20 protein-coding genes are annotated in these 25,127 nt (G+C 57.6%); 12 read left to right on the top strand and 8 right to left on the bottom strand.

From position 1 onward, the window contains the following. Positions 1–67: 67 nt before the first annotated feature. From ABCP74_RS02190 to ABCP74_RS02175, 4 genes are all read left to right on the top strand, one after another. Positions 68–484, top strand: coding sequence for a hypothetical protein (locus ABCP74_RS02190; protein WP_161116160.1), 417 nt, complete (start codon positions 68–70; stop codon positions 482–484). Between the two features lie 8 nt (positions 485–492). Beyond that, a complete protein-coding gene (locus ABCP74_RS02185) occupies positions 493–2,256 on the top strand; it encodes an ABC1 kinase family protein (protein ID WP_343000684.1) in 1,764 nt (587 codons plus the stop codon). 431 nt (positions 2,257–2,687) lie between these two features. Beyond that, positions 2,688–6,116 carry a DUF4430 domain-containing protein gene (locus ABCP74_RS02180; RefSeq protein WP_343000685.1) on the top strand — a complete coding sequence of 1,143 codons (3,429 nt, stop codon included), beginning with the start codon at positions 2,688–2,690 and terminating at the stop codon, positions 6,114–6,116. A gap of 9 nt (positions 6,117–6,125) precedes the next feature. Next, a complete protein-coding gene (locus tag ABCP74_RS02175) occupies positions 6,126–7,055 on the top strand; it encodes a DUF4430 domain-containing protein (RefSeq protein ID WP_343000686.1) in 930 nt (309 codons plus the stop codon). Positions 7,056–7,214: 159 nt separating this feature from the next. Here ABCP74_RS02175 and ABCP74_RS02170 read toward each other — a convergent pair whose 3' ends face one another. The 3 genes from ABCP74_RS02170 to ABCP74_RS02160 all read right to left on the bottom strand — a co-directional run bounded on the left by ABCP74_RS02170 (position 7,215) and on the right by ABCP74_RS02160 (position 10,233). Next, positions 7,215–7,622, bottom strand: a complete 408-nt coding sequence (locus ABCP74_RS02170; RefSeq protein WP_055250894.1) for a GtrA family protein — start codon at positions 7,620–7,622, stop codon at positions 7,215–7,217. A gap of 219 nt (positions 7,623–7,841) precedes the next feature. Beyond that, positions 7,842–8,237, bottom strand: a complete 396-nt coding sequence (locus ABCP74_RS02165; RefSeq protein ID WP_271746517.1) for a GtrA family protein — start codon at positions 8,235–8,237, stop codon at positions 7,842–7,844. A 79-nt stretch (positions 8,238–8,316) separates the two neighbouring features. Then, positions 8,317–10,233 carry a fructose-1,6-bisphosphatase gene (locus tag ABCP74_RS02160; protein ID WP_343000687.1) on the bottom strand — a complete coding sequence of 639 codons (1,917 nt, stop codon included), beginning with the start codon at positions 10,231–10,233 and terminating at the stop codon, positions 8,317–8,319. A 320-nt stretch (positions 10,234–10,553) separates the two neighbouring features. Between ABCP74_RS02160 and ABCP74_RS02155 the strand changes: the two genes are divergently transcribed. Continuing rightward, positions 10,554–11,444 (top strand): DegV family protein, encoded by an 891-nt coding sequence (locus tag ABCP74_RS02155; protein ID WP_343000688.1) that lies wholly within the window; start codon positions 10,554–10,556, stop codon positions 11,442–11,444. 81 nt (positions 11,445–11,525) lie between these two features. Here the strand turns inward: ABCP74_RS02155 and ABCP74_RS02150 are convergent, their stop codons facing one another. After that, a complete protein-coding gene (locus ABCP74_RS02150; RefSeq protein ID WP_089572116.1) occupies positions 11,526–12,617 on the bottom strand; it encodes a beta/alpha barrel domain-containing protein in 1,092 nt (363 codons plus the stop codon). A 191-nt stretch (positions 12,618–12,808) separates the two neighbouring features. Here ABCP74_RS02150 and ABCP74_RS02145 point away from each other — a divergent pair, with 191 nt between their 5' ends. Further along, on the top strand, positions 12,809–12,979 hold the full coding sequence (locus ABCP74_RS02145; protein WP_343000689.1) for a hypothetical protein: 171 nt from the start codon (positions 12,809–12,811) through the stop codon (positions 12,977–12,979). A 24-nt stretch (positions 12,980–13,003) separates the two neighbouring features. Here ABCP74_RS02145 and ABCP74_RS02140 read toward each other — a convergent pair whose 3' ends face one another. Next, positions 13,004–14,107 (bottom strand): RsmB/NOP family class I SAM-dependent RNA methyltransferase, encoded by a 1,104-nt coding sequence (locus ABCP74_RS02140; RefSeq protein ID WP_343000690.1) that lies wholly within the window; start codon positions 14,105–14,107, stop codon positions 13,004–13,006. 149 nt (positions 14,108–14,256) lie between these two features. Continuing rightward, the gene (locus tag ABCP74_RS02135; protein WP_343000691.1) at positions 14,257–16,407 is read right to left on the bottom strand and encodes a class I tRNA ligase family protein; all 2,151 of its coding nucleotides are present in this window, start codon (positions 16,405–16,407) and stop codon (positions 14,257–14,259) included. Between the two features lie 132 nt (positions 16,408–16,539). On the opposite strand from ABCP74_RS02135, the gene ABCP74_RS02130 reads away from it, so the two are divergent. Together ABCP74_RS02130 and ABCP74_RS02125 are read left to right on the top strand one after the other, a co-directional pair. Continuing rightward, on the top strand, positions 16,540–17,106 hold the full coding sequence (locus ABCP74_RS02130) for a DUF3267 domain-containing protein (protein ID WP_343000692.1): 567 nt from the start codon (positions 16,540–16,542) through the stop codon (positions 17,104–17,106). A gap of 10 nt (positions 17,107–17,116) precedes the next feature. Then, positions 17,117–17,692 carry an epoxyqueuosine reductase QueH gene (locus ABCP74_RS02125; RefSeq protein ID WP_148332089.1) on the top strand — a complete coding sequence of 192 codons (576 nt, stop codon included), beginning with the start codon at positions 17,117–17,119 and terminating at the stop codon, positions 17,690–17,692. A 61-nt stretch (positions 17,693–17,753) separates the two neighbouring features. On the opposite strand, the gene ABCP74_RS02120 is transcribed toward ABCP74_RS02125, so the two are convergent. Beyond that, positions 17,754–18,410, bottom strand: a complete 657-nt coding sequence (locus tag ABCP74_RS02120) for an XRE family transcriptional regulator (protein WP_052044062.1) — start codon at positions 18,408–18,410, stop codon at positions 17,754–17,756. A 2-nt stretch (positions 18,411–18,412) separates the two neighbouring features. Beyond that, positions 18,413–19,663: an arginine deiminase gene (locus tag ABCP74_RS02115; RefSeq protein WP_343000693.1), complete on the bottom strand. Its 1,251-nt coding sequence runs from the start codon at positions 19,661–19,663 to the stop codon at positions 18,413–18,415. 253 nt (positions 19,664–19,916) lie between these two features. On the opposite strand from ABCP74_RS02115, the gene ABCP74_RS02110 reads away from it, so the two are divergent. The 4 genes from ABCP74_RS02110 to queA all read left to right on the top strand — a co-directional run bounded on the left by ABCP74_RS02110 (position 19,917) and on the right by queA (position 25,020). Further along, a complete protein-coding gene (locus ABCP74_RS02110; protein ID WP_035137320.1) occupies positions 19,917–21,359 on the top strand; it encodes a YfcC family protein in 1,443 nt (480 codons plus the stop codon). Positions 21,360–21,387: 28 nt separating this feature from the next. Continuing rightward, positions 21,388–22,632, top strand: coding sequence for an arginine deiminase (locus tag ABCP74_RS02105; RefSeq protein WP_343000695.1), 1,245 nt, complete (start codon positions 21,388–21,390; stop codon positions 22,630–22,632). 32 nt (positions 22,633–22,664) lie between these two features. Further along, positions 22,665–23,675: an ornithine carbamoyltransferase gene (argF, locus tag ABCP74_RS02100; RefSeq protein WP_055285784.1), complete on the top strand. Its 1,011-nt coding sequence runs from the start codon at positions 22,665–22,667 to the stop codon at positions 23,673–23,675. A gap of 133 nt (positions 23,676–23,808) precedes the next feature. Next, positions 23,809–25,020 (top strand): tRNA preQ1(34) S-adenosylmethionine ribosyltransferase-isomerase QueA, encoded by a 1,212-nt coding sequence (gene queA, locus ABCP74_RS02095; protein ID WP_343000696.1) that lies wholly within the window; start codon positions 23,809–23,811, stop codon positions 25,018–25,020. The last annotated feature ends 107 nt before the right edge of the window (positions 25,021–25,127 follow it).

Genomic DNA, 25,127 nt, shown 5'->3' with positions numbered 1-25,127 from the left:
CTTTGTCGCTTTCACTCAATCTTGGGTACAAGAACGCCAATGCAGTTGTTTGTGATTGGAGACAACCATGGTTATGAAACTCGATCAGCTTGTTAACGGCGCCATCAACGTTGGCTTTGGCGCTGCCGCCGTTGCTGTCGAAGGCGGCAAGAAGGTCCTCGACGACCTTAACACCAAAGGCGAGCAGGTCCGCAAGGACACCGCCACCCCCGATATCGCCCGCAGCGTGTCCGACATGTTCGAGCAGGCCGGCGGTACCATCTCCGATCTGACCGAGCGCTTGGGCACGCAGGGCGAGACCGCGGCCCAGCGCGTGCTCGACGAGCTCATCCTTGCCCGTGTCCGCGTTATGACCGCCCCCGAGCGCACGGCCTTCCTGGCCCATGTGCGCGACATCGTCGATTCGGTCGAGGACAACGTGACCTCGGTGCCCGTCGAGTCCGTTGAGCCCGACGATGCGAAGGATACCGAAGAGGCCGAGTAGCAGCGCAGATGGCAGATTCCACCACCGATTACAACAATCTAGATCCCTTGGGTGACGAGGCGGCGGTTGTCGATGAGGTCGACGCCGCCGTCTCGGGCGCTCGCAAGAAGCCGCGCGCTGTCGATATGGTCCCCGAGGAGCCCGACGCGATGGCGCCGGATGAGGAATACCAGCTCACGCCGGCGGGTCGCCGCGAGCGCATCGGGCAGATTGTTCGCCTGGTCAAAAAGTACCGCGTGTGGGATAACCTCACGCCGGTTCGTTTGCGCCGCCTGCTCGAGGAACTCGGCCCCATGTTCGTCAAGATGGGGCAGATTCTGGCCAACCGGTCCGAGATTCTGCCGCAACGCTTTTGCGACGAGCTGCGTCGTCTGCGCTCCGATGTGGAGCCGGTGCCGTACGAGGTCGTACTCAGTTGTCTGGAAGAAGAATACGGCCTGCGCCTGGGGGAGATGTTCGATGCGATTGACCCCAATCCGCTCGGTAGCGCATCGCTCGCGCAGGTGCACCGCGCTCGTCTGGTGACGGGTGAGGACGTGGCCGTCAAGGTGCAGCGCCCCGGTGCGCAGCAGGTTATGGCACAGGACATCGATATCATCCGCTCGGTGGTGCGTATCGTTTCCAAGTTCGTCAACACCGATCAATTCGTTGACCTGCACGGCGTAGTCGAGGAGTTGTGGACCTCGTTTCGCGAGGAGACCAACTTTTTGGCCGAGGCCAAAAACCTCAACGACTTCTACGAGTTCCATAAGAGCGTTCATGGCGTGACGTGCCCTAAATCCTATCTGGACCTGTGCACCGAGCACGTGGTGGTTATGGACTACGTCGACGGCATTTCGATCGCCGATCCTGAACGCTTGGTGGCCGAGGGCTATGACCTGGAAAAGATCGGTGCCGCAATCGTCGAGGACTACTCGACACAAGTGCTCGATGACGGCTTTTTCCATGCCGACCCGCATGCGGGAAACATCATTCTCAAGGACGGCATCGTTTACTTTATCGACTTGGGCATGGTCGGACGCATGTCGAGCCACGATCGCGGTATCGTCAAGGACATGATTTTCGCCGTGGCCGAGGGTGACGTGCCCAAGCTCAAGGATTCGCTCATGCGCTTTGCCGTGACGCGTGGCGACTCGGCTGAGCTCGATCATTCGGCCTTTTTGTCCGATCTTGACTTTATCGTGGCTGACTTTGCGGGCCTCGACCTTAAAGACCTGGATATCGGCGAGTTTTTGACCTCGCTGCTAAACCTGGCGCGCAAAAACGATGTTGAGCTGCCGAGCGTGGTGACGATGTTCGCGCGCGGCATGGTGACGCTCGAGGGTTTGCTGACCGAGTACATGCCCAACGTCAACATGATCCAGATCATCCAAACCCACATTAAAAACGAGAAAAGCACCTATGCGCGCGTGCGCGACATGGGGCGCGATTTTGCCGCGAGCAGCTATCGCGCGGCGAAGGGCTCACTCGAGGCGGCTGAGTACCTGGGGCTGGCTTCGCGCATGCTTACGCGCGGCCAGCTTAAGGTGAACACGCAGATCATGAGCAGCGATAAGGCACTGCGACAGCTGGGCGGAATTATCGACCGCATGTCGATGGCTATCGTTATCGCCGGCCTGTTTATCGGTTCGTCGGTGGTGTACTACGCACGCATCGAGCCGGTTGTGTTTGGTATCCCGGTCATTGGCTTTATGGGCTACGTGAGCGCGCTGGTGCTGGCGCTTATGCTGGGCCGCAATATCTGGCTCAACAGCCACGGCGGCAAACACTAGAGGCTGCGACCGTCACCGCAATTTCCTATCGCAAACAATAGCTTTTACCTTGGGCTTCGCCTGTATGCGGGGCCCTTTTGCGTGATACCATTTTGACGGTAATAATCGATGGCCTAGATGGTGGTGCGGAGACGCACGAACGCGCGGTTTTCCTGCGCGTTTGGGAGAATCGGGGTGCAAGTCCCCGGCTGTACCAGTAACCGTAATTCCTCTTGGCTCGGGATGTTCGCGTCGCAGATCGGACGGCGCGCCTGAGCCGTTAAGGTTAAGTCGGATCGCCTCCCATCTTGCATGCGGCTGCGGCGTATGCCGCCGGTGTGCATAGGGCTCTGGAGGGAAGGGGGACCCCGATGGGGGAACTCGAACGCAACATGCGCGATGACGTGGGGCAGCCTCAAGGCATCGCTCCAAGTACAGACAATGGGGGACAAATGGATATGTTTGAGGACGAGCGCGAGCGCGCCTCGATGCATCGCCGTGGCGCGATTGCACGCGGTGTAGTCAAGCGCGGCCTGGTGGCATTCCTGGCCTTCGCGATGGCCTTTGGCACCACGCCGGCTCAGCTGTGGGCCGAGGGCGCCGAGGGCATTGCCGAGGCTGTGGCTCAGGCTGCGACGCCGGGCGAGGGCACGGGGGCCGCGGACGGTGCTGCCGACGGTGTCGTTTCTGAAACCGGCTCTAACGCGAGCGATGCGTCGACTAACGATGGCACTTCGACGAATGCCGCAGATAGCAACGGCGTAGCGTCGGACGATTCTGCCGCAGTCGAGGCTTCTACTGCTTCGCCGGATTCATCCGAACAGAACGTCAAAAGCGTTGTAGCCGCTTCCGGTGAGGCTGAATCTCAGCCTACCGAAGCCGCAAGCCAAGAGGTCTCGGCCACGTGCTCCGTCGTCGGCACCGACGCCAAGGGCGCCCAGCAGACCTGGGCCGCCGCGCAGAAGATCGCTCTGAGGGAGGGCTCGACTGCGGCCGACCTCTCCGAGCAGCTCTTCAAGCAGGCCGGCCTCAAGGCCGACTACGACCCCAACGGCTCCTGGGGCTGGGCGCTCAACTCGATCACGTCGCCCTTCGACTCCAGCCGCACGCTCGGCTACGACTCGGCGACCGGCGCGTACTGGCAGCTGTTCGTCAACGGCAGCGCCTCCGAGGTCGGCGCGGGCGGCTACACGCTCAAGGACGGCGACTCCGTCGTCTGGTGCTACTCGAAGTACGGTGACCCCGCGCCCGCCAATCAGATTTCCGTTAGCTGTACCGTTATCGGCCAGGACGCCTCGGGTGCTCAGCAGACATGGGCGCAGCCCACGACAGCTTTGGTGGAAGAGGGCGCGACCGCTGCGGATCTTTCCGAGCAGGCCTTTAAAAAAGCCGGCATTGGTGCCAAAACGGGGAAAGGCGCGTACGGCTGGTATCTCGAGTCGCTGACTTCACCGTTCAACAAGACCGTGAAGCTTTCGAGCGAGAAAGTTAACGAAAACACTTGGAAATTCTGGCAGTTCTTCGTTAACGGTCAGGCGGCCAATGTCGGCGCGGGCAATTACACACTCAAGGCCGGGGACAAGGTCACCTGGGTCTATGGCTTTGATGGAACCATGCCCGGCCAGGTTTCCGTTTCAATGGAGATCATCGGCAAGAAGGATGATAAGGCGCAGCGCTGGACCGATCCTTCAACGCAGGTGTTTGTCGAGGGCACGACGATCAAGGACGCCTCCGCTGCCTACTTCGATGCCATTGGCGTTGAGTCCAAGATGTACGACCAATTTGGTTATTGGGGCGTTCATAGTCTTGTCTCTCCGCTTGATGGCACCGAGCTGTCGGGTGCATGGTCGTTCTTTGTTAACGGCGTTCCGGGGCCTCAGCTTGATAGCGATTACGTGCTCAAGTTGGGCGACAAAATCGTCTGGGCTTACGCCCCTCGCGACACTGTTCCTAATCCCGATGAAGTCGTAGTCGATCCGAGCGCTTCGCGCCCGACCGATTGGAAAGCCGACTGGAGTGGCAATTCCAATGCGGTGGTCAAGAACGTGTCCACGCCTACGGGCGCACTGGCAAGCTCTTGGACGTTCGATTGGAAGGCCTACTCGGGTGCCACGTATCCCAATGCGAGCGAGCCTATTGTCGTGAACGGCAACGTTTACCTTGCCGTGAACAAGCGTTTGCTTAAGATCGATGCCGAGTCGGGCAAGGTGCTTGTCGAGTCGAGCCTTAAGACTGCGATTGGCTACACCGCGCGTCCGATTTATGCGAACGGTTTGGTTATCGTTCCGCTCGACGGCGGTGCGGTCCAGGCTCTGACGGCCGATACGCTGACGACGGTTTGGGTCACTGACTCTGTGAGCAAATCTGCTCAGTCGAATTCTCAGCTGACGGTCGACGGCAACTATTTGTACGTCGGCACCGTTGATGTCGACTTTGGAACGAGTACGTACAATAACGGTCATCTGACGCGTATTAATATCCTGACCGGCGCTGTTTCTTGGCAGCATGTTAATGCTGATGAGGGCTACTACTGGACGAGCGCTACAGTGGGCGACGGCTATATTCTGGTTCCGACGAGTGCAGGTACCGTTGAGATGCTGAGCAAGTCGACGGGTGATGTGCTCAGCAGCGTTTCGGTTGGTGCCATCGTCAACTCCGGCTGTGTGCTGTCCAAAGACGGCAAGCATGCCTATGTGATCTCGCGCGACGGTAAGCTCCACGTGCTGGCGCTGTCCGATACAAAGGCAAGGGCCTCTTCGCGCATTTCCGAAGAACGCGTCATCGATCTTGGTCTTACGGGTTGTGCCTGCATGCCCACGCTGTATGGCAATAAGCTGATTGTCGGTGGCGAGGTTTCTGGCGGTTCGGCGCTGGCGATTGTCGACCTTGATAATGACTTTGCTACGACGTTGGTTTCGTCTGCCGATGGCACCGTGCTTCCTGCCGGTGGCATCAAGGGCGCACCGCTCGTGAGTGTCCAGGCGGATGGCACGTACGTTTATTTCACTGTCAACTATGGTGCGACTTCCGACTATGTGAACTACACCTCGGGCGGTGGCGTGTATCGCTACAAGATGGGTGACGCACAGGCGACCGGTGCGTTTAGCGCAGCGGGACACAACAATTACTGTGACTCGCCGATTGCTTGCGATGCCAAGGGTAACCTCTACTACATCAACGATTCCGGCACGCTTTTCAAGCTGAGTGGTGGCGTTAAGGTCTCGTTTGAGACTGGCGAGGGCTCTAAGGTCGACTTCCAGACTACGGCCGATGGCAAGCTGGTCAAGCCGGCCGATCCGACGCGCGATGGCTACGCTTTCGGCGGTTGGTATACCGATGAGGCTTGCACGCAGGCGTATGACTTCGGTACGCCGGTGACGGCCGACCTGACGTTGTATGCCAAGTGGACCAAGAATGCCGTTAACCCTGGCGGTAATGGCGGTTCTGGCACTAATGGTGGCAACGGTGGCGCTGGCAACGGTTCCGGCGCTGGCGCTGGCACTGGCACGGGTTCCGGCTCCGGCACGAAGGGCCAGCAGGCTGGCGGCGCTGTCGCCCCGGGTCATAAGCCGACGACCAAGACGACGGTGTCGACCAAGACCGAGACCAAGGACAACAAGTCCGACAAGAAGGACTCCGATAAGTCCGATAAGAAGGACGAGAAGAAGTCTGACAAGAAGTCTGACAAGAAGGACAGCAAGTCCGACAAGAAGTCCGATTCCAAGTCCGATGCGGGTGCTGCTTCCACGACCACTGCTAAGAAGTCCTCTAGTGCTTCCGAGCAGGAGACTGGCACCAATCCGCTCGCCATCGTCGGCGTTGCCGCCGGCGTCATCGGTCTCGCCATCGTCGGCGTGTTCGTGTTCACCAAACGTCGGTAGGTGGGGGCTGTGTCCAATAAATCCAAGGACGCTGACCCCAAGCAACCAGATTCCTCGTTCATTCAGTTCGATGATGCAAAGCAACAGGGCGCCGTTTCGGCGGCGTCCGCCCCTCGACGGAAGGCGCTCCTTGGCGTTCTGACTGCCGCGTGCACCATTCTGATCGTCGTCTCGCTGGGCTTTGTCCATCCCTCCGATAGTGGCGCCTGGTCCATTGACTGGATCATTCAGACCGTGACGGGGGAGAGCGTCGTCACCAAGGACACCAAGGCGTCTGGCTCGACTACGACTTCGGGCGAGGCCAGTTCCGAGGACTCCAAGTCATCGAATGATGCAAAAGACGAGTCCAAGGGTTCGGATAAATCTGACTCTAAGAAGGAGTCCGAGTCTTCGGACAAGGAATCAAACAAGGGCTCGGATGGCAAAAAGTCCGAAGACAAGGATGGCAAGAAGTCTGGAGAGAAGAACAGCAATAAAAAGACCAACGGCAATCAGTCGACTTCTCAGAACTCGACTTCTTCTGGCGGGGCCGGCTCTACGCCTGGCGCCTCCTCCTCATCCAGCGGGGCATCTTCTGCCCCCGATAACGGCAACGCCTCTACTGGCGACCAGGGCAGCTCGCAGCAGCCTAGCTACGTAACGGTGACGGTTTCGGTCACATCGAGCGCTGTGGGCAATCCTGTGTCCTCTGGTGGCACCTTTACCTTTAACGAAGGTGCTACCGTCTACGATGCCCTGTGCGCGCTGGGCCTTTCTGTCAACGCACATGGCTCGTCGTACGGCACGTATGTTTCTGCGATTGGTGGTTTGGCCGAGAAACAGTACGGCGGCACGAGCGGCTGGATGTATTCCGTCAACGGCACAACGCCCATGACGGCCTGCAGTAACTACGTTCTCTCCAATGGCGACAACGTAGTCTGGTATTACGTTACAGGCTAGAGACCTCGAAATATCGCACCAAACGGGCGGTTCGGACAAACATCCGGGCTGCCCGTTTTTCATGCGTAGAGGACTGGGTCGCCGGGTCTCTCGGCAAACAAAAAACCGGTTGGAATGGGAATTCCAACCGGTTGTACATTCAAGCAAATAGTGAATCGACTACGACCGTGCGCCCTCGAGGAAGAAGCGGCGGCTGAAGTAGTTGTACCAGGTGACGAGAAACGTTGCGATGGCCTTCATGGCCTGGTAGCCGATGCTCAAAAACGTGACGCCCACAAACATGTACAGGTCGTTGAGGCCCAGACCGATTACCGACAGGATGGTGAAGATCGTGAACTCGCGCTTGCGGCTCATGCCCTCGCGATGGTCGAACACGTACTTCATGCTGAGCCAGTAGTTAACCACGACGGACGTGGTAAACGAGACCGTCGTGCTCATCAAAAAGTCGAGGTGGAACAGCTCGACGAGCGCAATAAGCATGCCCCAGTCGATGCCAAAGGAGATAAGACCCACGACAGCGAACTTGAGGAACTGCTTGGTATGAGGTTGTGCCAGTGCCTTGCGCACGTAATCACATCCAATGCGTTGATGAATCGAGCAACGAGTTACTTTAGAGCTTTTGAATGGGAAACGTAAGGTCTTTGGAAAGAACTATACGAACTCGCCAAATTTTCAAGAGCTAATCCGCAAACGTTGAAAATTTGCCCGTAAACGAACGATGCCCACGGGCGATACTGTGCTGAGCGCGCATTGTCCGTGGGCATCGTAAGGCCGTAAGGTTGCGAGTTACTTGGTCTCGTCGCCCTCCAGGAAGATCTTTCGGGTCACAAAGTTGTAGACCATGACAAGCGCGGTGGCGCAGATCTTGGCGATATTGGCCTCGAGCCCCAGACCGGCGTTGAGCGCCAGCACGATGCCGTCGTTGAGTGCCAAGCCGATTACGGACAGCACGACAAAGATGATGAACTCGCGGCGGCGGCTCATGCCTTCCTTGTGCGCAAACACGTACTTCATGCTTGCGAGGTAGTTAAAGATGAGTGAGATGATAAAGCCGCTGGTGTTGGCGATTAGGATGTTGAGGCCCAGACCGTAGTGGAGCAGATTCATAATGCCAAAGTCGATAACCGTGGCAATGACACCGACGACGCCAAATTTCATGATCTGCGCAAGGAGCTTTTGCATGGTACCTGCCTTAAGCTGGCGCCGAAGCGCCGCGGGGGATGACAAACTCAGCAAGTTTAGCCAATCCCCGCGGGTGGTGCTAGGCGCGCTCCTCGATAGCACCGTTTCTATATGCATCGAGCAGCTGACGCAGGTCCTGGATCTGGCTGCGGATCTTGGCTCCCGAATCGGTGTCGCTCACCATGCGGCGACGGTCTGCTTGGTCAAAACGATTGGTCTCGCTCTCGATGTCCACGTTGCGCGTGAGTGCCTCGGCAACCGTCGTAAAGGCCCGGTGCGACTTGAGGCGGCAGCCGCGCGAGCTCGAGATGAGCGTATAGCCGGCGATACCCGTCTTGGGATGGTAAGCGCGGCAGAAGCCGCCATCGATGACCAGCAGCTTGCCCTCGGCTCGGATAGGCTGCTCGCCTTTGGTCGTCTTGACGGGCGTATGGCCGTTGATGATGTGACCGGTCGGTGAACACGCCATGGGCGCGACGCCAAACTCGCGCATAATGTCATCGCAGACCGAGGGTGACTTGGTAAGCGTAAAGTACGGATCCATCGGCTCGACCCAGGTGCTCTTATCGGCGATATAGGCGCGCTCAAAGGTACGCACCAGGCGTCCGCTGGCGGGTGAGTTAAAGCCAATCCACAGGTACCACATCCAGTCGAGGGCGTCGCGGTCGCCCACGCGCCAGGCGCGGCGGGCGATGTGGTCGCAAAAATCGAGATAATCGCGGCCAGCGTGCCAGGTGCCCAGGCAGTTCATGCTGCTAAAGGTGCCGTCTTCGTTGAGCGGAACGCAGCCGTGGAAGAGCAGGTTGCCGTTGGCGACCTTGTACATCGAGCCGTGGGAATAGAGGAAATCGATATGGCGATGCAGGTGATCGGCGGTGACAAACTCGGACACGAGCTTGTCGATGATGTGCTGCTCCTGAGACGTGAGCGTATAAGGGTCCGCCGGGTCGACGGTGGGGAAGTCGTTGGTCGTGAGCGGCCACACGCTGCCGTCGGCGAGCGTGACCGTGCCGGTGTCGTGATTGATCTTGTCGAGTAACAGGCGGTCGGTCATATCGAACTCGGGGTGGCGCTGGATAATCTGGCCCTCGAGCTTAAAGAGCAGCACGTTGATGGCCTTGATCAGCGGGGTGATGGACTCACCGCCGGTGTAGGTGGCATCGGCAAAGGCGACAAGTTCACGCAGCGAGATACCGTAGTCATTCTCCAAGATCTCGTAGTTGTCGTAGCGTAGGTTGTTGCGCAACACCGTGGCGATGCAGGCGGGCTCACCGGCCGCAGCACCCATCCACAGCAGGTCGTGGTTGCCCCACTGGATGTCCAGCGAATGGTAGGTGAGCAGACGGTCCATAATCTTGGCCGCGCCGCCGCCGCGGTCGAAGATGTCGCCCACCAGGTGCAGGTGGTCGACGGCCAGCCGCTTGATGAGCGAGGCGAGCGACTCGATAAAGTCGTCGGCGCTGGCGGTCTCCAGGATGGACTCCACGATGCGCTCGTGATAGCGCACGCGATAGTTATTCTCGTCCGGGTGCGTGTGCAGCAGCTCGTCGATGATGTAGGCGTAGTCGCGTGGGATGGCCTTGCGCACCTTGGAGCGCGTGTAGCGGCTCGAAAGCGAGCGGGCAACCATGATGAGCTGGTCAAGCATCGTCTTGTACCAGGTGGGCGAGTCCTCGCGCTGGCTGCGGACCAGCTCGATCTTCTCGCGCGGGTAGTAGATGAGCGTGCACAGCTCGCCCTTTTCGTCAAAGGTGAGCGTGTCGCCAAAAATTTCGTCGACATGCTCGCGCACGACGCCCGAGCAGTTGTTGAGGATGTGCATAAAGGCTTCGTACTCGCCGTGCACGTCGCTCATAAAATGCTCGGTGCCTTTGGGCAGGTTGAGGATGGCCGAGAGGTTGATAATTTCGGTAAACGCGGATTGTTCGGTGGGGAACTGTCTCGACAGCAGGCGCAGATACTTGAAGTCTTGCGGGTTGCGATCGAATGCGACCATGAAACACCTTCCGATATGGTTGGTAAAACTGATAAACAGCGTCAAACGTTTATCAGTATGCGCCGCTTTTGTTTCGATTTTGCGCCAGCGGCTGAATTGTCGGCTGAACGGTTTGGTAAATCGATTTAGTTGAGGTAGATATGGCGGTTGAGTGGAGACGACAGAGGGTGTTTTCTCAGATATTTATGCGTGGGGTCGGTGGAGACGATGGTGGTAAAGATGTTCGCTATTTTTGGTTCGATTTGGTAAATAGTGGACATATGTACCGTATGTAGGCTCACTGTGCGATAATTTGCGCAGCAATGAGTAAGGAGCCTCATATGAGTGATTTTGTCCTGACCTGTGAATCCGCCGCCGACCGAACCCGTGAGTTCTTTGCGTCGCGCAATATCCCTGTCGTGTGTTTTCATTACGAGATCGACGATGTTGTCCATACGGACGATCTGTATCAGTCGATTACGCCGGACAAGTTTTTTGCCCAGATTGCCGCGGGCGCCATGCCCAAGACGTCTCAGGTGAGCGTGGGTGAGTACGAGGAGTTTTGGGAGCCGTTTGTTGCCGAGGGTAAAGACGTGCTGCACCTCGCGTTGTCGTCGGGTATTTCGGGCACGTATGGATCGGCCTGCGTTGCGGCGCAGATGCTCGCGGATCGCTATCCCCAGGGCGGCAAGGTGCGCGTCATCGATTCGCTGGCGGCGTCTTCGGGCTTTGGCCTGTTGCTGGAATATGCCGCCGACGTGCGCGATAGCGGGGCTTCACTCGACGAGACGGCTGCCTGGATCGAGGAGCACAAACTCAACCTGCACCACTGGTTCTTCTCGACCGATCTGTCGAGCTACCTGCGCGGCGGTCGCATTTCGGCCGCGAGCGCGATCATCGGCACGGCGCTTAAGATTTGCCCGCTTATGACGGTCGATTGCGACGGCAAGCTGTCGCCACGTGAGAAGATTCGCACTAAGAAGCGCGCGATTTCCGAGATGGCCAAGACCATGATGGCACACGTGCAGGACGGTGCGGATTATTCGGGTAAGTGCATCATGTCGCACTCGGCGTGCCGCGAGGATGCCGAGGCAGTTGCGGCGCTGATTGAGGAACAGGTTCCGCAGCTTAAAGGCAAGATTGAGATCAATGACATCGGTACTCTGATTGGCTCGCATACCGGGCCTGGTACGGTGGCGCTCTTCTTTATGGGCGACAAGCGCGTGGATTAACTTGGCTCATCACGTCGCTGCGTGATTGCTCAAACGAAAACGGCCCGCCTCACGTTTGTGGGGCGGGCCTTGCTGTTGCGGCTAACGTTTCTTTCCGCGGAAGAAGAAGCCGTGCAGTGATGGCTTAAGGCCGCGGTTGGCGCGATGCTCCTCGACGCGCTCGTGGATCGAAGCAACGCGCTCGATGACTTCGTCGGGAATCGGCACGTCGGGATTCATGTTCTCGACCTGGCTGACCTCGGCGGCGGCGACCTGGTCGATAATGGGCACATCGTCGCGCGAGATGACAGGTGTGGCGTCTTCCTTCATCTTGCGATAACGCTGCATCATGTCGGTCTGTAGCTGCTGGGCCGAAGGCGGCGTCCAGATGATGGCGTTGGCGCCGGCGGCGATGGTCTCACGGATGCTCTCGGGTGTCTTGCCGCCCGGCGCGATGAGCGGCAGGTTGGGATAGTGCTCGCGCAGTTCACGCAGGACCTGGGGTGTGTTTTTGCCGGCGGCGATGTTGAGAATCTTGGCGCCGGCGCGCACCTTGGCGTGAGCATCGTCATCGCAGCGAACGACCGTGGCGATGACGGGGATATCGGCGATGTTGGTGATGTGCTCGACCATCTCGGCAGTGGCGGGGGAGTTGACCACGCAGCCCGCCGCGCCCTGCATCTCGGAGACGGCTGCCATCTGCACGGAGCGCTTACCGGTCGTAGTTCCGCCGCCCACACCTACAAAGACCGGGCACTCGGCGACGGTCAGCAGCGCCTGCGTAATGGCCGGCTGCGGCGTGAAGGGGTAAACGGCAAAGACAGCATCGGCATTGGAGTTGCGGATGACGGCCACGTCGGTGGTGTAGATGAGCGATTTGATACGACGGCCGAAGAGCGTGAAGCCGCTGGCCTCCTCGATCTCGTCGGGCATGCGAAGGGCCGCCTTGCGCAAACGTCCGTCGATGGGCAGTGGCTCCATGGGGAGCAGTCCGTTGGGGGTCACGGCTACCTGGGGCTCGGTGAACTCGTCTGCGAGCTCGACCTCGGAGAAATCGACCGAGGCGACGATGTCCTCGTGAACCTCGGCGGGCACATCGATGGGAGCTTGGTCGTTTGCCGCGGCAGGCGTGTCGAAGGAGCTGGTGCCGACGAAGGCGTCGACGCGCTCATTTAGATCGTTGAGGGTATCCATGGAGGCTCGATTCTATGTGATAACGGCCGGCTCTATGCAGCCGGAATTGCGAATGCTAAATCGTTTGACGAGTTGATTTTTCCCCGCCGCGCCATCCGTTAGACCGAAGGGCCGGCGAACGTGAAGGAGCTGTGGTGGCGGGTGTCGAGGTGCTATCTTGAAAGTCCCGTTTAAAAGAGAGGTGACGCGGTATGGAATTGACAGCAATGTTTGGCTCGATTGGCCTGTGTGTGGCCGCAATCGTTGCCGCCGCGCTCATCTACTTTGTTGTCACGGCCATTAAGGGCAAAAGGGCCGAACGCAAAGAGCGCGCGATGCTTAAACAGCATCGCGACCAGCAGGGCAAACGCGCACAGAGATAACTTGTTGAGTTTTGGACCCGTGCGCTAGCTGCGTTTTCGGATCAGGGCAATGTAGAAGCCCTCAAAGTCGCGGCTAGGCGGAATGGTGAGCGTGCCGGGCAGGCCGTTGGCGATGGCCGATACCTGACCAGCGGCAATGGCCTCGGTCAGGGCGTTGGACTCGATGCGCGGCTCCTCACCAGCTTCCTGGGCGCGGCGTGCTTCGCTTTCGCTTGGCGTGCCGTCGAGGGGGATGAGCTCGCAGTCCATATGCTTGTCGAGGGCCTCTTGCAGGGCGTCCTCGTTTTCCTGCGGCAAAATCGAACAGGTCGAATAGACGAGCGTGCCGCCCGGTTTGAGGGCTCCCATGGCGCGGTCCAGAAGCGCGCGCTGCGAGCGGGCGCACTTGCCAAGCAGCTGCTCGGTCAGGCCGCGCAGGCTTTTCTCGTTGCCGCTGATGACGGTGCCCGTGCCGGTGCATGGGGCGTCGAGCAGGATGCGGTCGAAGCGGAAGAACTCGTCGAGCTCGCGTGCATCGATGCGCATGACGGGCACGTTTTTGGCACCCTGGCGATGGAGGTTTGATTCAAGCTTTTCGGCGCGGGGAATGCTCATCTCACAGGCGGTGAGGTGTGCCTGTCCCTGCGTGAGGGCGGCGATCTGCGTCGTCTTGCCGCCAGGGGCTGCGCACATGTCCAGGATGTCCTCGCCTGCCTGGGCGCCCAGGACCAACGGCGGCATCATGGATGACAGGCTCTGCAGGTAGATCTTGCCGTTGCGGTAGATGTCGAGGTCCCACAGATCGGAAACCTGGGCTTCGGGCAGGATAAAGGCGTCTGGGTACCAGGCGACGGGGTTGTGGGCGATGCCGGCTGCATCGAGCGCCGCAGCGATGTCCTCGGCGGTTGCCTTGAGCGTGTTGGCGCGCAGCGTGACCGGGCGTGTGACCGCGGCGCCAAAGCCCTCGATCATGAGCTCGGCATCGGCGGGGGCATAGGCGCCGGCGACCGTGTCGACCATAAAGCGCGGCAGGTCGGCGGCGCAGGGAAGGGCGGCAAGCTGGTCGGAAAGTTCGGTAGCAGCAAACTGCCTGAGCTTGAGCTCGGCCTTGACCTGCTTTTTCTGCTTACGACGACGCGGCTTGGACATCCGTCTTTCCTTCCACCGAAATGATTATTCTGGGACGGGGATTAAAAAATCATTCCATGATCCCCGTCACAAAAGACTGTACTGTGGCGCCCGGGAATGATTTTTAATCCCCGTCCCAGAATAATCATTCCCGGGCGCGTTGCGATTGCCTAGTACTGGCTCTCGTGCTTGCTGAAGAAGTCGAAGCGCGGGGGCAGCGGCTTCACGCGGTGCTCACCGGGCTTCTCGCCCAGGCTCTCCACAAACTCGTCCGTGGAGGCAAAGATGTTATCCCAGCTAAAGAAGGCGACCGGATCGACGTCGAAGTACTCGCAGATGAGCTCGCAGCCGGCCGGCACAATACCGTGCATCAGGACGGTCGCCACGCGTAGCTCGGTAAAGGCGTCGACGAGGGCCTGCGTCATCGCGGCGTTTGCCTCGTTACCCTCGAGCTTGTTGGCGGCCTTGGAGGCGTCGCTCCAGCGCTTGTTGGCGGCGCGCAGGTAGTCGTCGCACACGGCAAGCGCGCGGTGCGTCTCGAACTTGTACATGGCCTGCTCAAAGGCGAGGGCTGCCTGTTGGGCGGCTTCGACCACGGTGTCAGAAGCGGCACCGGCGGGGATGCAGCCTCTGCGGTAGGGGCTCTCGTCGCCTTCCTTGACGGCGACGCCGTAGAAGCAGCTGCGGGCCAGGCGGTTGAACACGCCGGTCAGCAGCGCGCTCTCCTTAAGGGCCGGGTCGATAACGCGCTTGTCGTCGCAGGCGCGCACCTCGTTGCCGTCCTTGTCCTTGCCAGTCACGCGCGTGTCGTATGCCTTGGGGCTAAAGCTCACCGGCTTCTCGGACAGGCCGAGCGACAGCCAATGCGCGCGCATCTGCTCGCAGGTGTAGTGGTTGAGCAGGTCATCTGCCGGCGGGGGAGGCGTCTGCGAGGACGAGCTGGCCTTTTTGCCCATGTAGAGCAGGTGGTAGCAGGCGCTGACGGTGCTCTGCGTGAGGTCCCAGCCCAGGGCCTCCCACATGGCGGTCTGCGCGATGCAGTAGAAATAGATGTTGTCCTGACCGATGAACTGGTAAATCTGAGCGTCGTCAGAGCACCACCAGTCGCGCCAGTCGAGCGAGCTGTGCTGGTAGGTGGGCGTGGGGACCTGCGTGGAATCGGCTGCGGGCTCGCCCATAAGGGCGGCATCCTGGGCGGCGACGCCCTCGGTCACGCCGGCGGCCTTGGCATCGCGCGCGAGCACGGTACGTGTATAGCTGATGGGCGCCCACAGGCTCTCGGGCCAGCACCAGCAGGTGACGTCGGAGACGCCATCGACCTCGGGCACCGGAACGCCCCAGTCGATGTTGCCGGTGATGCGGAAGGGCACGAGCGCCTTGCCGCTGCGGAAGCGCACGCCGCCGTTGGCGAGCACCGCGTGGGCGTCGTCGCGCTCCTTCCAGCTGGGGAAGGTGACGGTAAAGCTGCTCTTGTTGCCCTCGGGCTCCAGCACGGTGTGCTCAGGAAGCTGATCCTCGACGGCATCGAAGGCCTCGCGGAACTTGTTCTGGATGTAGAGCTGGGCCGGCAGCAGCCACTCCTCCATAGTCTTGGAGACCACGGAGCGAACCTGCGGGTTCTGGGCGAGCTTGGCGGTATAGGTCTTCATAAAGTCGAGGTAGGCCGGCAGGTCGAAGTAGAGGTTGTCTACCGGGCGCAGCTCGGGCACCTCGCCGGTGAGCTGGCTCTTGGGCGCGATGAGCTCCTCGGGTTCAAACTGGTGACCCAAGTCGCACTCGTCGGCATAAGCCTTCTCGGACTTGCAGCCCTGGATGGGGCAGCGGCCGATCACCTGGCGGCCGTTGAGGAACGTGCCGGCCTTGGCATCGTAGAACTGCAGCGTGGAGCGCTTGGAGATGGTGCCCTGCTCGTGCAGGCGCTTGATAATTTCGGCGGTTACCTCGTTGTGAATCTGCGCAGCCGGCTCAAGGCCCGAGCCGCCGTAGATATCGCAGCTGATGTTGTAGTTGTTGAGGGTCGCGGCCTGGCGGGAGTGATTGGACTCGACATACTCGCCGATGGACTTGTCGTAGCCTTCGTTCTCCTTGAGCTTGCGGTAGCTCTCCATGATGGGCGAGCCGTAGCAGTCGGTGCCCGAGGTGAAGATGACGTTCTCGCGGCCCAGACGGTCGCGCAGGAAGCGGGCGAAGAAGTCGGCAGGGACAAAGACGCCGCCAACGTGGCCAAAGTGAAGGCCCTTGTTGCCATAGGGCTCGCCGGCGGTAACGATGGCGCGGCGAGGCCAGCTGGGACGGTCGTTCATGGAGTATTTGGATGCCATGGGACTCCTTCGCATATTGTGGGAGCGCGGCCGGGCGCAAGGCCTGGCGGCGCGGTGGTCAATTCGTGCATATCGTTCGACATTATCGCACATGCGGACGGGTACGTGGCAGGGGCGCTATCCTAAGATGCTATGAATGAGATTTCCAACATACATGCGTTTGAAGACGAGGATTTTCTGCACGCTTGCTTTGTGTGGGGGATGGCCGTGCTTGTGGTGTTTGCCGTGTGCCTGGTGCCGGTGTTTATGCTGCTGGGCGGGCCTGCAGACTTGGATGCGGCTGACGCGGGCGGCTGGATGGCCGTCTTGGGCTGGATGGTCGGCTTGACTGCGGTTTCGGCGGCTTCATTTGCCGTGCACGAGCTGGTGCACGGTGTGTTTTTTAAGCTGCTGGCGCCTGCGGGCGCGAAGGTGACCTTTGGGGCGAATCGCGAGACGGCGATGATCTATGCCTGCGCCGAGGGTGTTGTGTATTCGCGCCGGCGGTACATGGCGGTTTGCCTGGCGCCGACGGTTGTTGTGACGACAGCGTTTACCCTGGGGTTTGTGTTTTCGGGCTATCCACTGCTGTGCTACCTGGCGGCCGGCTTGCATTTGTCGGGCTGTGTGGGCGACTGGTATTACGTGCGGACCATTTTGCGCGACCGCCGCATTGTCGCCTGCGAAGATACGTCCTTTGGCGTGTGCTTTTTTGGGTGAGGAGATGTCGATGAAGCCGTTGTTGCTGCATGCGTGCTGTGCACCATGCTCGCTTGAGCCGGTTCGCCTGCTGCGCGAGGAGGGGTTTGAGCCCACGATTTGCTGGACCAACCCCAATATTCAACCGCGCGATGAATGGCAGCGCCGCTTGGACGAGCTGCGCCGGTGGTGTGCCGATGGCGACATCGAGCTTATCGAGGCGGGGGAGGACCGGAAGCGCTGGGAGGCCGGCGTGGCCCCGCTGGGAGCCGACCGAGCCCGTCGCTGTCGCGCGTGCTATGCCCTGCGTCTGGCCGAGGCGTGCCGTGTGGCCCAGGAGCGCGGGTTTGAGTTTGTGGGCACGACGCTCGTCGTCTCGCCGTATCAGTTGTTCGAAACCTGCAATGATGTGTTGGAGCGTCTGGCTGCCGCCCGCGGTCTCACTCCGGTGATTCGTGATTTTCGTCCGTATTACCCCGAGGCCACGCGTCGTTCGCGCGAGCTGGGCATGTATCGGCAGAACTACTGCGGCTGCCGATTCTCGGCCGTCGAGGCGGCCATGGACCGCGCCCGCATCCGCGACGAGCGCAAAGCGTCCAAAAAGTAGTTCATTTTGGGCTGGGGCTTTGAGCTGTCTGTGCGGTACGGTCGTTTTTGGGAAAGTCGATTTAATTAAGCGTGTGATCGTGGCTCGCTTGATACCAAACGACGACTCCTATGATTCTAATCCTCCGTTTGTTAAACATCAGATCCGGACTTGCTGTTGCATATGAATGGGACGACAGCACAATCATGTCGTTTCCTTCTGCAAATCGCCTAATTACCGGTGTTTTACCGTCTGCGAGCGCCAATACAGCACAGCCGTTCCAAGGCTTTGCGGTGGTATCGACAAGTAGTAAGCTGCCGGGAGGGTAAATGCGGGACATTTCGTCACCTTTGATTTTAACGAAAACGCTATGTGGGTGACGCTTGGCTACGTCTACAGGCGCGCAAGCATTTTGTTGGCTGTGCGTGATGCGGCGCTTTTGCGATTCGATATCGATGACGGGAAATGCGCCCTCCATTTCGTGGATAGCAGGGTCTTCGTCGGTGACGATTCTTTTATTTGCGAGCTTTACGGCCAAACCGTTTTCCTCGCCAACAAGTTCATCGCGGGTGCAACCGAAGAGCGCTTGTAACTTTTCAATATGGCGCTCACGGGGGGCATACCGACTTTTTTCCCAACGACAAACGGTCTCTTTAGATACCCCCAACATCTCTGCAAGTTGCGCCTGACCAAGATGCTCCATGGTGCGGAGTTTACGAATATTTGCCCCGAAGCCCATGGCTATAGATCCTCTCGCCACAGAGGGAGGCATAGACAGTTTGTGCCACCATAGCCTTTGGTGAGCTCGTCAATGGATAACGGGAATAATTCCATTCCTGCTTTCTCAAGCGCTTCGTTGGTCCAAACGTTTTCTTCATATACGCATAGTTTTCCTGGCGAGAGCGCAAGGATAGACGTTGCGTTGTTCCGGCGCTCTCTTTCGTAGGCGGTTTGATTCCCGCCTCCGCAGTCAATTACTTTTATTGGTTCGCAACAGGCTGCAGAGAGTATTTCCGGAATCGTGCGATCGATAGGAGTGATCGTAAGGCCCTTTCCGGATCGTTTTAGTTGAATGCTGTATGCATCAACGGCATTGCATATCTCACGATCGATGAGGAACGCGTCGTGATCAATTCTACTTATGAACGTTTCGAGGTGGATACGCAGCCCGTCAGAGGGGACTCGAATCGCAATTAGCTCGGTAGTCTGGAATTTATTTGAGGTCAGGAGCTCTTTGGCAAGTGACTCGACGGCGGCGGGTTCAGTTCGGTCAGAGATTCCAACTAATAATGTCTTAGCACTGATAACAAGAATGTCTCCGCCTTCGATATGGTAACTACTCCTGTTCAAATCACATACCGGGGTTTCTCCCATGATCTTGTGGTGGGTGAATATCTGCCGGTATAAGGCGACCTCACGATCACGCTCAGGCCAATACATATGATTTAGGATGATGCCGTCTCCGACTACCACAGCAGGATCACGAGTGAAAAAAAGCGTGTTGAGGGGATTGACCAAGAGCGAGGCGGGGTCAAATTGCTCGTGCACGAGCGCCCGTAGTGTTTCCGACTGGTTTGAACATAGCTCAGTGTCTCCAAAGCGAATGCCGTTAAGTACTATATTCACCAATTCCTGGGTGTTCTTAGCGTTCTCAAACAGCTGGGTTATTGTCTCGAGGAACTCTCTGCCTGTTGCCCCACTGCAACGGAGGTAGTCATCAATAAAACATTTAAGTGATTGGGGCTCAGTTTCAAGTGAGTCTTCGAGAAGGTCCCTAATTTCAATGGTTTCTACGCCATGCTTCTCAAGCAATTGAACCATGGAATCGTGCTCATATATTGCTTTGTCGAGGTCAAAACGACCGCTCCATTTTCGCAGGGAGAAAACTTGGCTGAAGTCGGCATCAGGGTAGTTTTGTGTTTCAGTTCCTGGTCGATGGACAAGTACGGCTTTTAAATGACCGATTTCATTTGTTATGTGTACGCCTTGCATGTCTGTCTCCTGTCCTGCTGGTTTTTATATAAGGCTAAGGCAGGTTCCTTGTTGTGTTGCGGAAAAGTTAAAAGACGTATGTAATTGATAAATAACATCAATTTTAAATATCAGATTGATTAATAACGTCACTTTAGCTGCCGTTCATAGGTGAAAAGCGACACGATGGCGATGGTTGGCCGACCACCGCTGAGCAACCTCATACATTTATGGTGCCAGCTGGATAGATGGGAAAAGGAATGAAGGAGGAGATATGGCAGCGGAAAGTTCGAAAGGCATCAAGCAGTTCAAGGTCCCGCACGTATATGCGATCATCTTTGCACTTATGGTCATCTTCGCTGTTCTCACGTGGATTGTTCCCTCTGGGTCCTATCAGCGTCAGGAGGTGAACGGTCGTGAAGTCACTGTCGCAGGTACGTATGAGCAGAGTGAAAAGACATATATTGACGAGGAAACCGGGGATGAAGTAGATCTCAGACAAGGCGTCTTCGATGTTCTTCAGGCTCCAACGCGCGGTATACAAGAGGCAATTGAGGTCGTTGCATTCATCTTGATTGTGGGCGGTTCGTTTCAGGTTATTACTAAAACGGGCGCTATCACGAGCGGAATGGGTCGTGTCGTTCGCCGCTTTAAGAACAAAGACATTCTAATTATTCCTATTGCGATGGTTCTCTTTGCATTGGGCGGAACGAGCTTTGGCATGGCGGAAGAAACTCTCCCGTTCTTTGCGATCTTCATGCCAATTATGATGGCTATGGGCTTCGACTCGATGACGGCGTTCATGGTCGTGTTCGTTGGAGCGCGCACGGGTTACATCGCCTCAACGATTAATCCGTTTAATGTTCTCATTGCGCAAGGTATTCTTGGTATTCAGGGCAACCCCCAGCTGTGGCTGCGTATGATTGCCTGGGTTGTTTTGACTGCCGTTGCAATTACTTGGGTTGTCCTCTATGCACGAAGGGTAAAGAAGAACCCTGAGTCATCGATCACATTTGAGGATGATATCGCCAAGAAAGTCGAGTTCGCTGCCGATGAATCTGCCCTTGACGCGGAATTTACGGGTCGTCAAAAAGGCGTGCTTGCGGTATTTATCGCTGGTATGTGCCTTATCATCTGGGGACTTGTGACCCAGGGCTGGTATATGAACGAGATTTCTGCGGTCTTTTTGGCCATGGGCCTGTTGGCTGGTGTTATTGCGGGCTTTAGTCAGGACGTCATCGCTCAGGAATTTGTTGCGGGTATCGCTGACTTTGCTTTCTCGGCAATTGTCGTTGGACTTGCGCGTGGCATCCTTGTCATTGCCTCTGACGGCATGATCATCGATACCATCCTCAATGCGCTCGCCACTGGTCTGGGCGGCATCCCGGCGGTTCTCTTTACTACGCTTCTTTATGCGGTTGAGAACCTCCTGGCGATTCTGGTTCCCAGCTCATCTGGCCTTGCAGCACTGACCGCTCCCATTTTTGGACCTTTGACCGAACTCATGGGCCTTAATCCCGAGGCCGCCGTGTGGGCTCTCTCCATGGGTAGCGCGACGATGTCTTTGATCTGTCCTACTAGCGCCATTCTTGTAGCGGGTTTGGGCGTGTGCAAGATCAAGCTTGGCCAGTGGTGGAAGACCGTTTGGAAATTCTTCTTGGTCGTGTCGCTCATCAATATCGTATTCGTAGCAATCTCGGGACTTATTGCCCTGTAGGTTTCATGGCTGAAATGGAGTAACAGGAATGTCTAAAGGACTGAATGTACACAGCGAGATTGGTAAGCTCAAGAAAGTTGTGCTTCACCGCCCCGGTCGTGACCTTGTGAACGTAAAGGTAGAAGAGTTCGATGATGTCTGGATTCACGACTGTTTCTATCTTGATGTGGCTCAAAAGGAGCATGATGCCTTTGCGGATCTTCTGAGGAGCGAAGGTGTTGAGGTTCTCTATATGGAGAAACTCGTTGCTGAAGCGCTGGATGCATGCCCCTCGGCTCGCGCTGAGTTTACCGATACATTTATGGCTGAGAGCGGGATTGTCAATCCTATGCTTGAGCAGGCTGTTCGTGAAAAGCTCGACGCTATTTCAGATTCGTATCAGTTTGTACTTGAGGCTATGGGGGGGTATCGTTATCGTGACCTTGAGCTGCCTCGCGTTTCGACTACGCTTAGTATGATGGATAATGAGGATGCGAAGCCCGATGATTTGGTGTTGAAGCCTCTTCCGAGTTCATATTTCTCTCGCGATCCTCTTGCTTCCGTGGGCAAAGGCGTTCTGCTTCACCATATGTATTGGAAACAGCGAGATCGTGAAGTGCCCTTCTACGAAGCGATTTTCAAATACCATCCCGATTATGCAGGGACTCCGATTTGGTACGACCATAAGAATCCCTGGCATATCGAGGGCGGTGATGTGCTTAACATTAACGCTCATACCTTGGCTATTGGAATTAGCCAGCGAACTGAGGCGGCTGCGATTGAGGAGCTTGCAAAGAATTTGTTCTGGGGATCTGGGAATTCTGAGATCGATACCGTTTACGCTATTAAAATCCCCAACGGCTATGCTTACATGCATCTTGACACCGTTTGCACCATGGTGGATTTCGATAAGTTCACAGTTTATCCCGGTATTTTTGAGACCCTTCGTGTTTATCGTCTGACTCGTGGTGACTCTGAGGGAATGGTCGCTGTTCAAGAGATTGATGACACGCTTGAACATATTCTTGAAATGGCTACTGGCGTGGAGAAGGTGCAGCTTATTGAGTGCGGTGCCGGCGATATGGTTGAGGCATCTCGCGAGCAGTGGAACGACGGGTCGAACACTCTTGCCGTTGCTCCTGGTAAAGTCTGTGTTTACGAGCGCAATGTTGTCACAAATGATGAGCTCTACAAGAACGGTTTGGAACTTTTGGTCGTTCCCTCCGAGGAACTGTCCCGCGGTCGTGGTGGCCCGCGCTGCATGAGCATGCCCTTCTGGCGCGAAGATATTTAGTTGCAAATCCACTGTGATGGGAGATGGCGAATATGGGTGTTAATATCGCTGGGCGCAGTTTTCTGAAGCTGCTTGATTACACGACGGAAGAGATTGAGTATCTGCTTGAGCTTTCTGCTAACTTCAAAAGCATGAAGCGTGCCGGTGTTCCGCATAAATACCTTGAAGGCAAGAATATTGTTTTGCTATTTGAGAAGACTTCCACGCGTACTCGCTGCGCCTTCGAAGTTGGTGCACTTGACCTTGGCATGGGTGTAACTTATTTGGATCCGGGCTCGTCTCAGATGGGCAAAAAGGAGTCGATTGAGGACACGGCTCGCGTCCTTGGCCGCATGTATGACGGAATTGAATACCGCGGCTTTGAACAGGCGAAGGTTGAGGAGCTTGCTGCAAAAGCTGGGGTTCCCGTTTGGAATGGGCTGACTACTGAATTTCACCCGACTCAAGTGCTTGCCGATATTCTGACCATGCGTGAAGAGTTTGGAGAGATTAAGGGCAGGAAACTTACATTTTTTGGTAAGGCGGCCGGAAACGTCGCTGATTCGCTCATGGTCATTTGCGCTAAGCTCGGCATTAACTACTGTTCTTGCGGCCCAATCGGGGGAAATTCGGAGGGGGCTACATCCTATGATCCTGAACTCCTTGCAGAATGTAGTCGTATTGCGGCCGAGCATGGATCGACGATTACCATTACAGAGGATATTGAGGAAGGCGCTCGTGATGCCGATGTAATTTACACGGATGTTTGGGTTGGCATGGGTCAGCCCGCAGAGCTGTGGGAAAGCCGCATTAAGCTCATGTCGCCGTATCGTGTGACCGCTGAGGTGATGTCTATGGCAAAGCCCGAGGCGATTTTCCTCCACTGCCTTCCGAGCTTCCACGATACTAATACTACTGTTGGTGCCGAAATTGCTGAGAAGTTTGGAGTTACCGAAATGGAAGTCACGGACGAGGTTTTTGAGTCCGATAAGTCTCGTGTTTTCCAAGAAGCGGAGAATCGCATGCATACGATTAAGGCGGTGATGTACGCAACGCTTAAGTAGCGGGGCGTTGAGAAAACAGTCGCAAATCTGTTTCCATACTATATTTCTCTCAACAAGCTGATAGGATACAGGGGAGAATGATGCGCGCGTCAGTCGATTTTTTCGACTGACGCGCTTTGTGAAAGAGGCAAAGATGCGTACCGATGATTTTGACTACAACCTTCCCGAGGAACTGATTGCCCAAGCTCCTGCCGAGCCGCGCGACTCCTGCCGCCTGCTGGTGGTTGATCGCAAGGGCTCCCAGGCGGGAACGCCGCTGGAGCACGGCGGTACCGTTGAGCACCGCATCTTCCGCGACATCATCGACTATATCGAGCCGGGCGACGTGCTCGTCATCAACAAGACGCGCGTGATGCCGGCCCGCCTGATCGGTCGCAAGGCCGGCTCGGGCGGCGTGGTCGAGACGCTGCTGCTCAAGCGCCGCGAGGATGTGGATCCGCTGGGCCATGTCTGGGAGTGCCTGGTCAAGCCGGGTAAGCGCCTGAAGCCCGGTGCTCAGATTGAGTATCGTGCGGGCGGCGCCCATGCGCCCGAGGGCGCGCCCGTGGTGCTGACGGCCGAGGTCGTCGACTTTGTTACCGATAGCCGCGGTGGCCGTCTGGTGCGCTTTGAGCCGGCCGGTTGCAATGCCGCCGGCGACCCGCGCACGCTCGACGAGGCCATCCACGCTGCCGGCCACGTGCCGCTGCCGCCCTACATTACCGATTACGAGGGCGATCCCGAGAAGTACCAGACCGTCTACGCCATGAAGGAGGAGCACTCGGCTGCCGCTCCTACGGCGGGTCTGCACTTTACTCCCGAGCTCATGGCCGCTATCGAGGCCAAGGGCGCGAAGTTTGCCGCCGTCGAGCTCGAGGTGGGTATCGATACCTTCCGTCTGGTGGAGGAGGACGACCCTACACAGCACGTGATGCACACCGAGCGCTACCACGTGTCGCAGGAGGTTGTCGACGCTGTGCATAAGGCGAAGGCCGAGGGCCATCGTGTGATCGCCGTCGGCACTACCGCAGTGCGCTCGCTCGAGAGCGCGTTTGACGCGGACGCGCCGGTGTCCGATCCGGCTGTGACGGCGCGCTATTTTGAGGGCCGCGAGGACGGGGCCGACACGCTCGGCCGCGGCGACATCGTGGTGCGCGAGAACGCGACAACGCAGCTCTACCTTATGCCCGGCTCGACCTATCACGTGGTCGACGCGTTGATCACGAACTTCCACGTGCCTCGCTCTACACTCATGATGCTTGTGAGCGCGCTTGCCACCCGCGACCAGATCATGGATGCCTACGCTGCCGCCATCGAGGAGCGCTACCGCTTCTTCAGCTTTGGCGACGCCATGCTCATCTTGTAGGTTACGGCGTTTTACAAACGCCGTAACCGGTCGACGCTGCGCGGGCCGCATTTGGACAATCTGACGTTCAACTTCAAGGGCGCGACCAGAAGGTCAGCGCCCTTTCG

The sequence above is a fragment of the Collinsella aerofaciens genome (assembly GCF_039062315.1).
GTDB classification, from domain to species: Bacteria; Actinomycetota; Coriobacteriia; order Coriobacteriales; family Coriobacteriaceae; genus Collinsella; species Collinsella aerofaciens_BG.
This window is presented reverse-complemented; position numbering and strand designations above follow the sequence as displayed.

What these genes read in the sequence shown, in the direction of transcription:
- ABCP74_RS02165 (WP_271746517.1), bottom strand. Translation starts at nt 8,237, where the DNA reads ATGCAAAAGCTCCTTGCGCAGATCATGAAATTTGGCGTCGTCGGTGTC.
- ABCP74_RS02180 (WP_343000685.1), top strand. Translation starts at nt 2,688, where the DNA reads ATGGATATGTTTGAGGACGAGCGCGAGCGCGCCTCGATGCATCGCCGT.
- ABCP74_RS02185 (WP_343000684.1), top strand. Translation starts at nt 493, where the DNA reads ATGGCAGATTCCACCACCGATTACAACAATCTAGATCCCTTGGGTGAC.
- ABCP74_RS02190 (WP_161116160.1), top strand. Translation starts at nt 68, where the DNA reads ATGGTTATGAAACTCGATCAGCTTGTTAACGGCGCCATCAACGTTGGC.
- ABCP74_RS02155 (WP_343000688.1), top strand. Translation starts at nt 10,554, where the DNA reads ATGAGTGATTTTGTCCTGACCTGTGAATCCGCCGCCGACCGAACCCGT.
- ABCP74_RS02145 (WP_343000689.1), top strand. Translation starts at nt 12,809, where the DNA reads ATGGAATTGACAGCAATGTTTGGCTCGATTGGCCTGTGTGTGGCCGCA.
- ABCP74_RS02110 (WP_035137320.1), top strand. Translation starts at nt 19,917, where the DNA reads ATGGCAGCGGAAAGTTCGAAAGGCATCAAGCAGTTCAAGGTCCCGCAC.
- queA (WP_343000696.1), top strand. Translation starts at nt 23,809, where the DNA reads ATGCGTACCGATGATTTTGACTACAACCTTCCCGAGGAACTGATTGCC.
- ABCP74_RS02130 (WP_343000692.1), top strand. Translation starts at nt 16,540, where the DNA reads ATGAATGAGATTTCCAACATACATGCGTTTGAAGACGAGGATTTTCTG.
- ABCP74_RS02135 (WP_343000691.1), bottom strand. Translation starts at nt 16,407, where the DNA reads ATGGCATCCAAATACTCCATGAACGACCGTCCCAGCTGGCCTCGCCGC.
- ABCP74_RS02150 (WP_089572116.1), bottom strand. Translation starts at nt 12,617, where the DNA reads ATGGATACCCTCAACGATCTAAATGAGCGCGTCGACGCCTTCGTCGGC.
- ABCP74_RS02105 (WP_343000695.1), top strand. Translation starts at nt 21,388, where the DNA reads ATGTCTAAAGGACTGAATGTACACAGCGAGATTGGTAAGCTCAAGAAA.
- ABCP74_RS02125 (WP_148332089.1), top strand. Translation starts at nt 17,117, where the DNA reads ATGAAGCCGTTGTTGCTGCATGCGTGCTGTGCACCATGCTCGCTTGAG.
- ABCP74_RS02115 (WP_343000693.1), bottom strand. Translation starts at nt 19,663, where the DNA reads ATGCAAGGCGTACACATAACAAATGAAATCGGTCATTTAAAAGCCGTA.
- ABCP74_RS02160 (WP_343000687.1), bottom strand. Translation starts at nt 10,233, where the DNA reads ATGGTCGCATTCGATCGCAACCCGCAAGACTTCAAGTATCTGCGCCTG.
- argF (WP_055285784.1), top strand. Translation starts at nt 22,665, where the DNA reads ATGGGTGTTAATATCGCTGGGCGCAGTTTTCTGAAGCTGCTTGATTAC.
- ABCP74_RS02120 (WP_052044062.1), bottom strand. Translation starts at nt 18,410, where the DNA reads ATGGGCTTCGGGGCAAATATTCGTAAACTCCGCACCATGGAGCATCTT.
- ABCP74_RS02140 (WP_343000690.1), bottom strand. Translation starts at nt 14,107, where the DNA reads ATGTCCAAGCCGCGTCGTCGTAAGCAGAAAAAGCAGGTCAAGGCCGAG.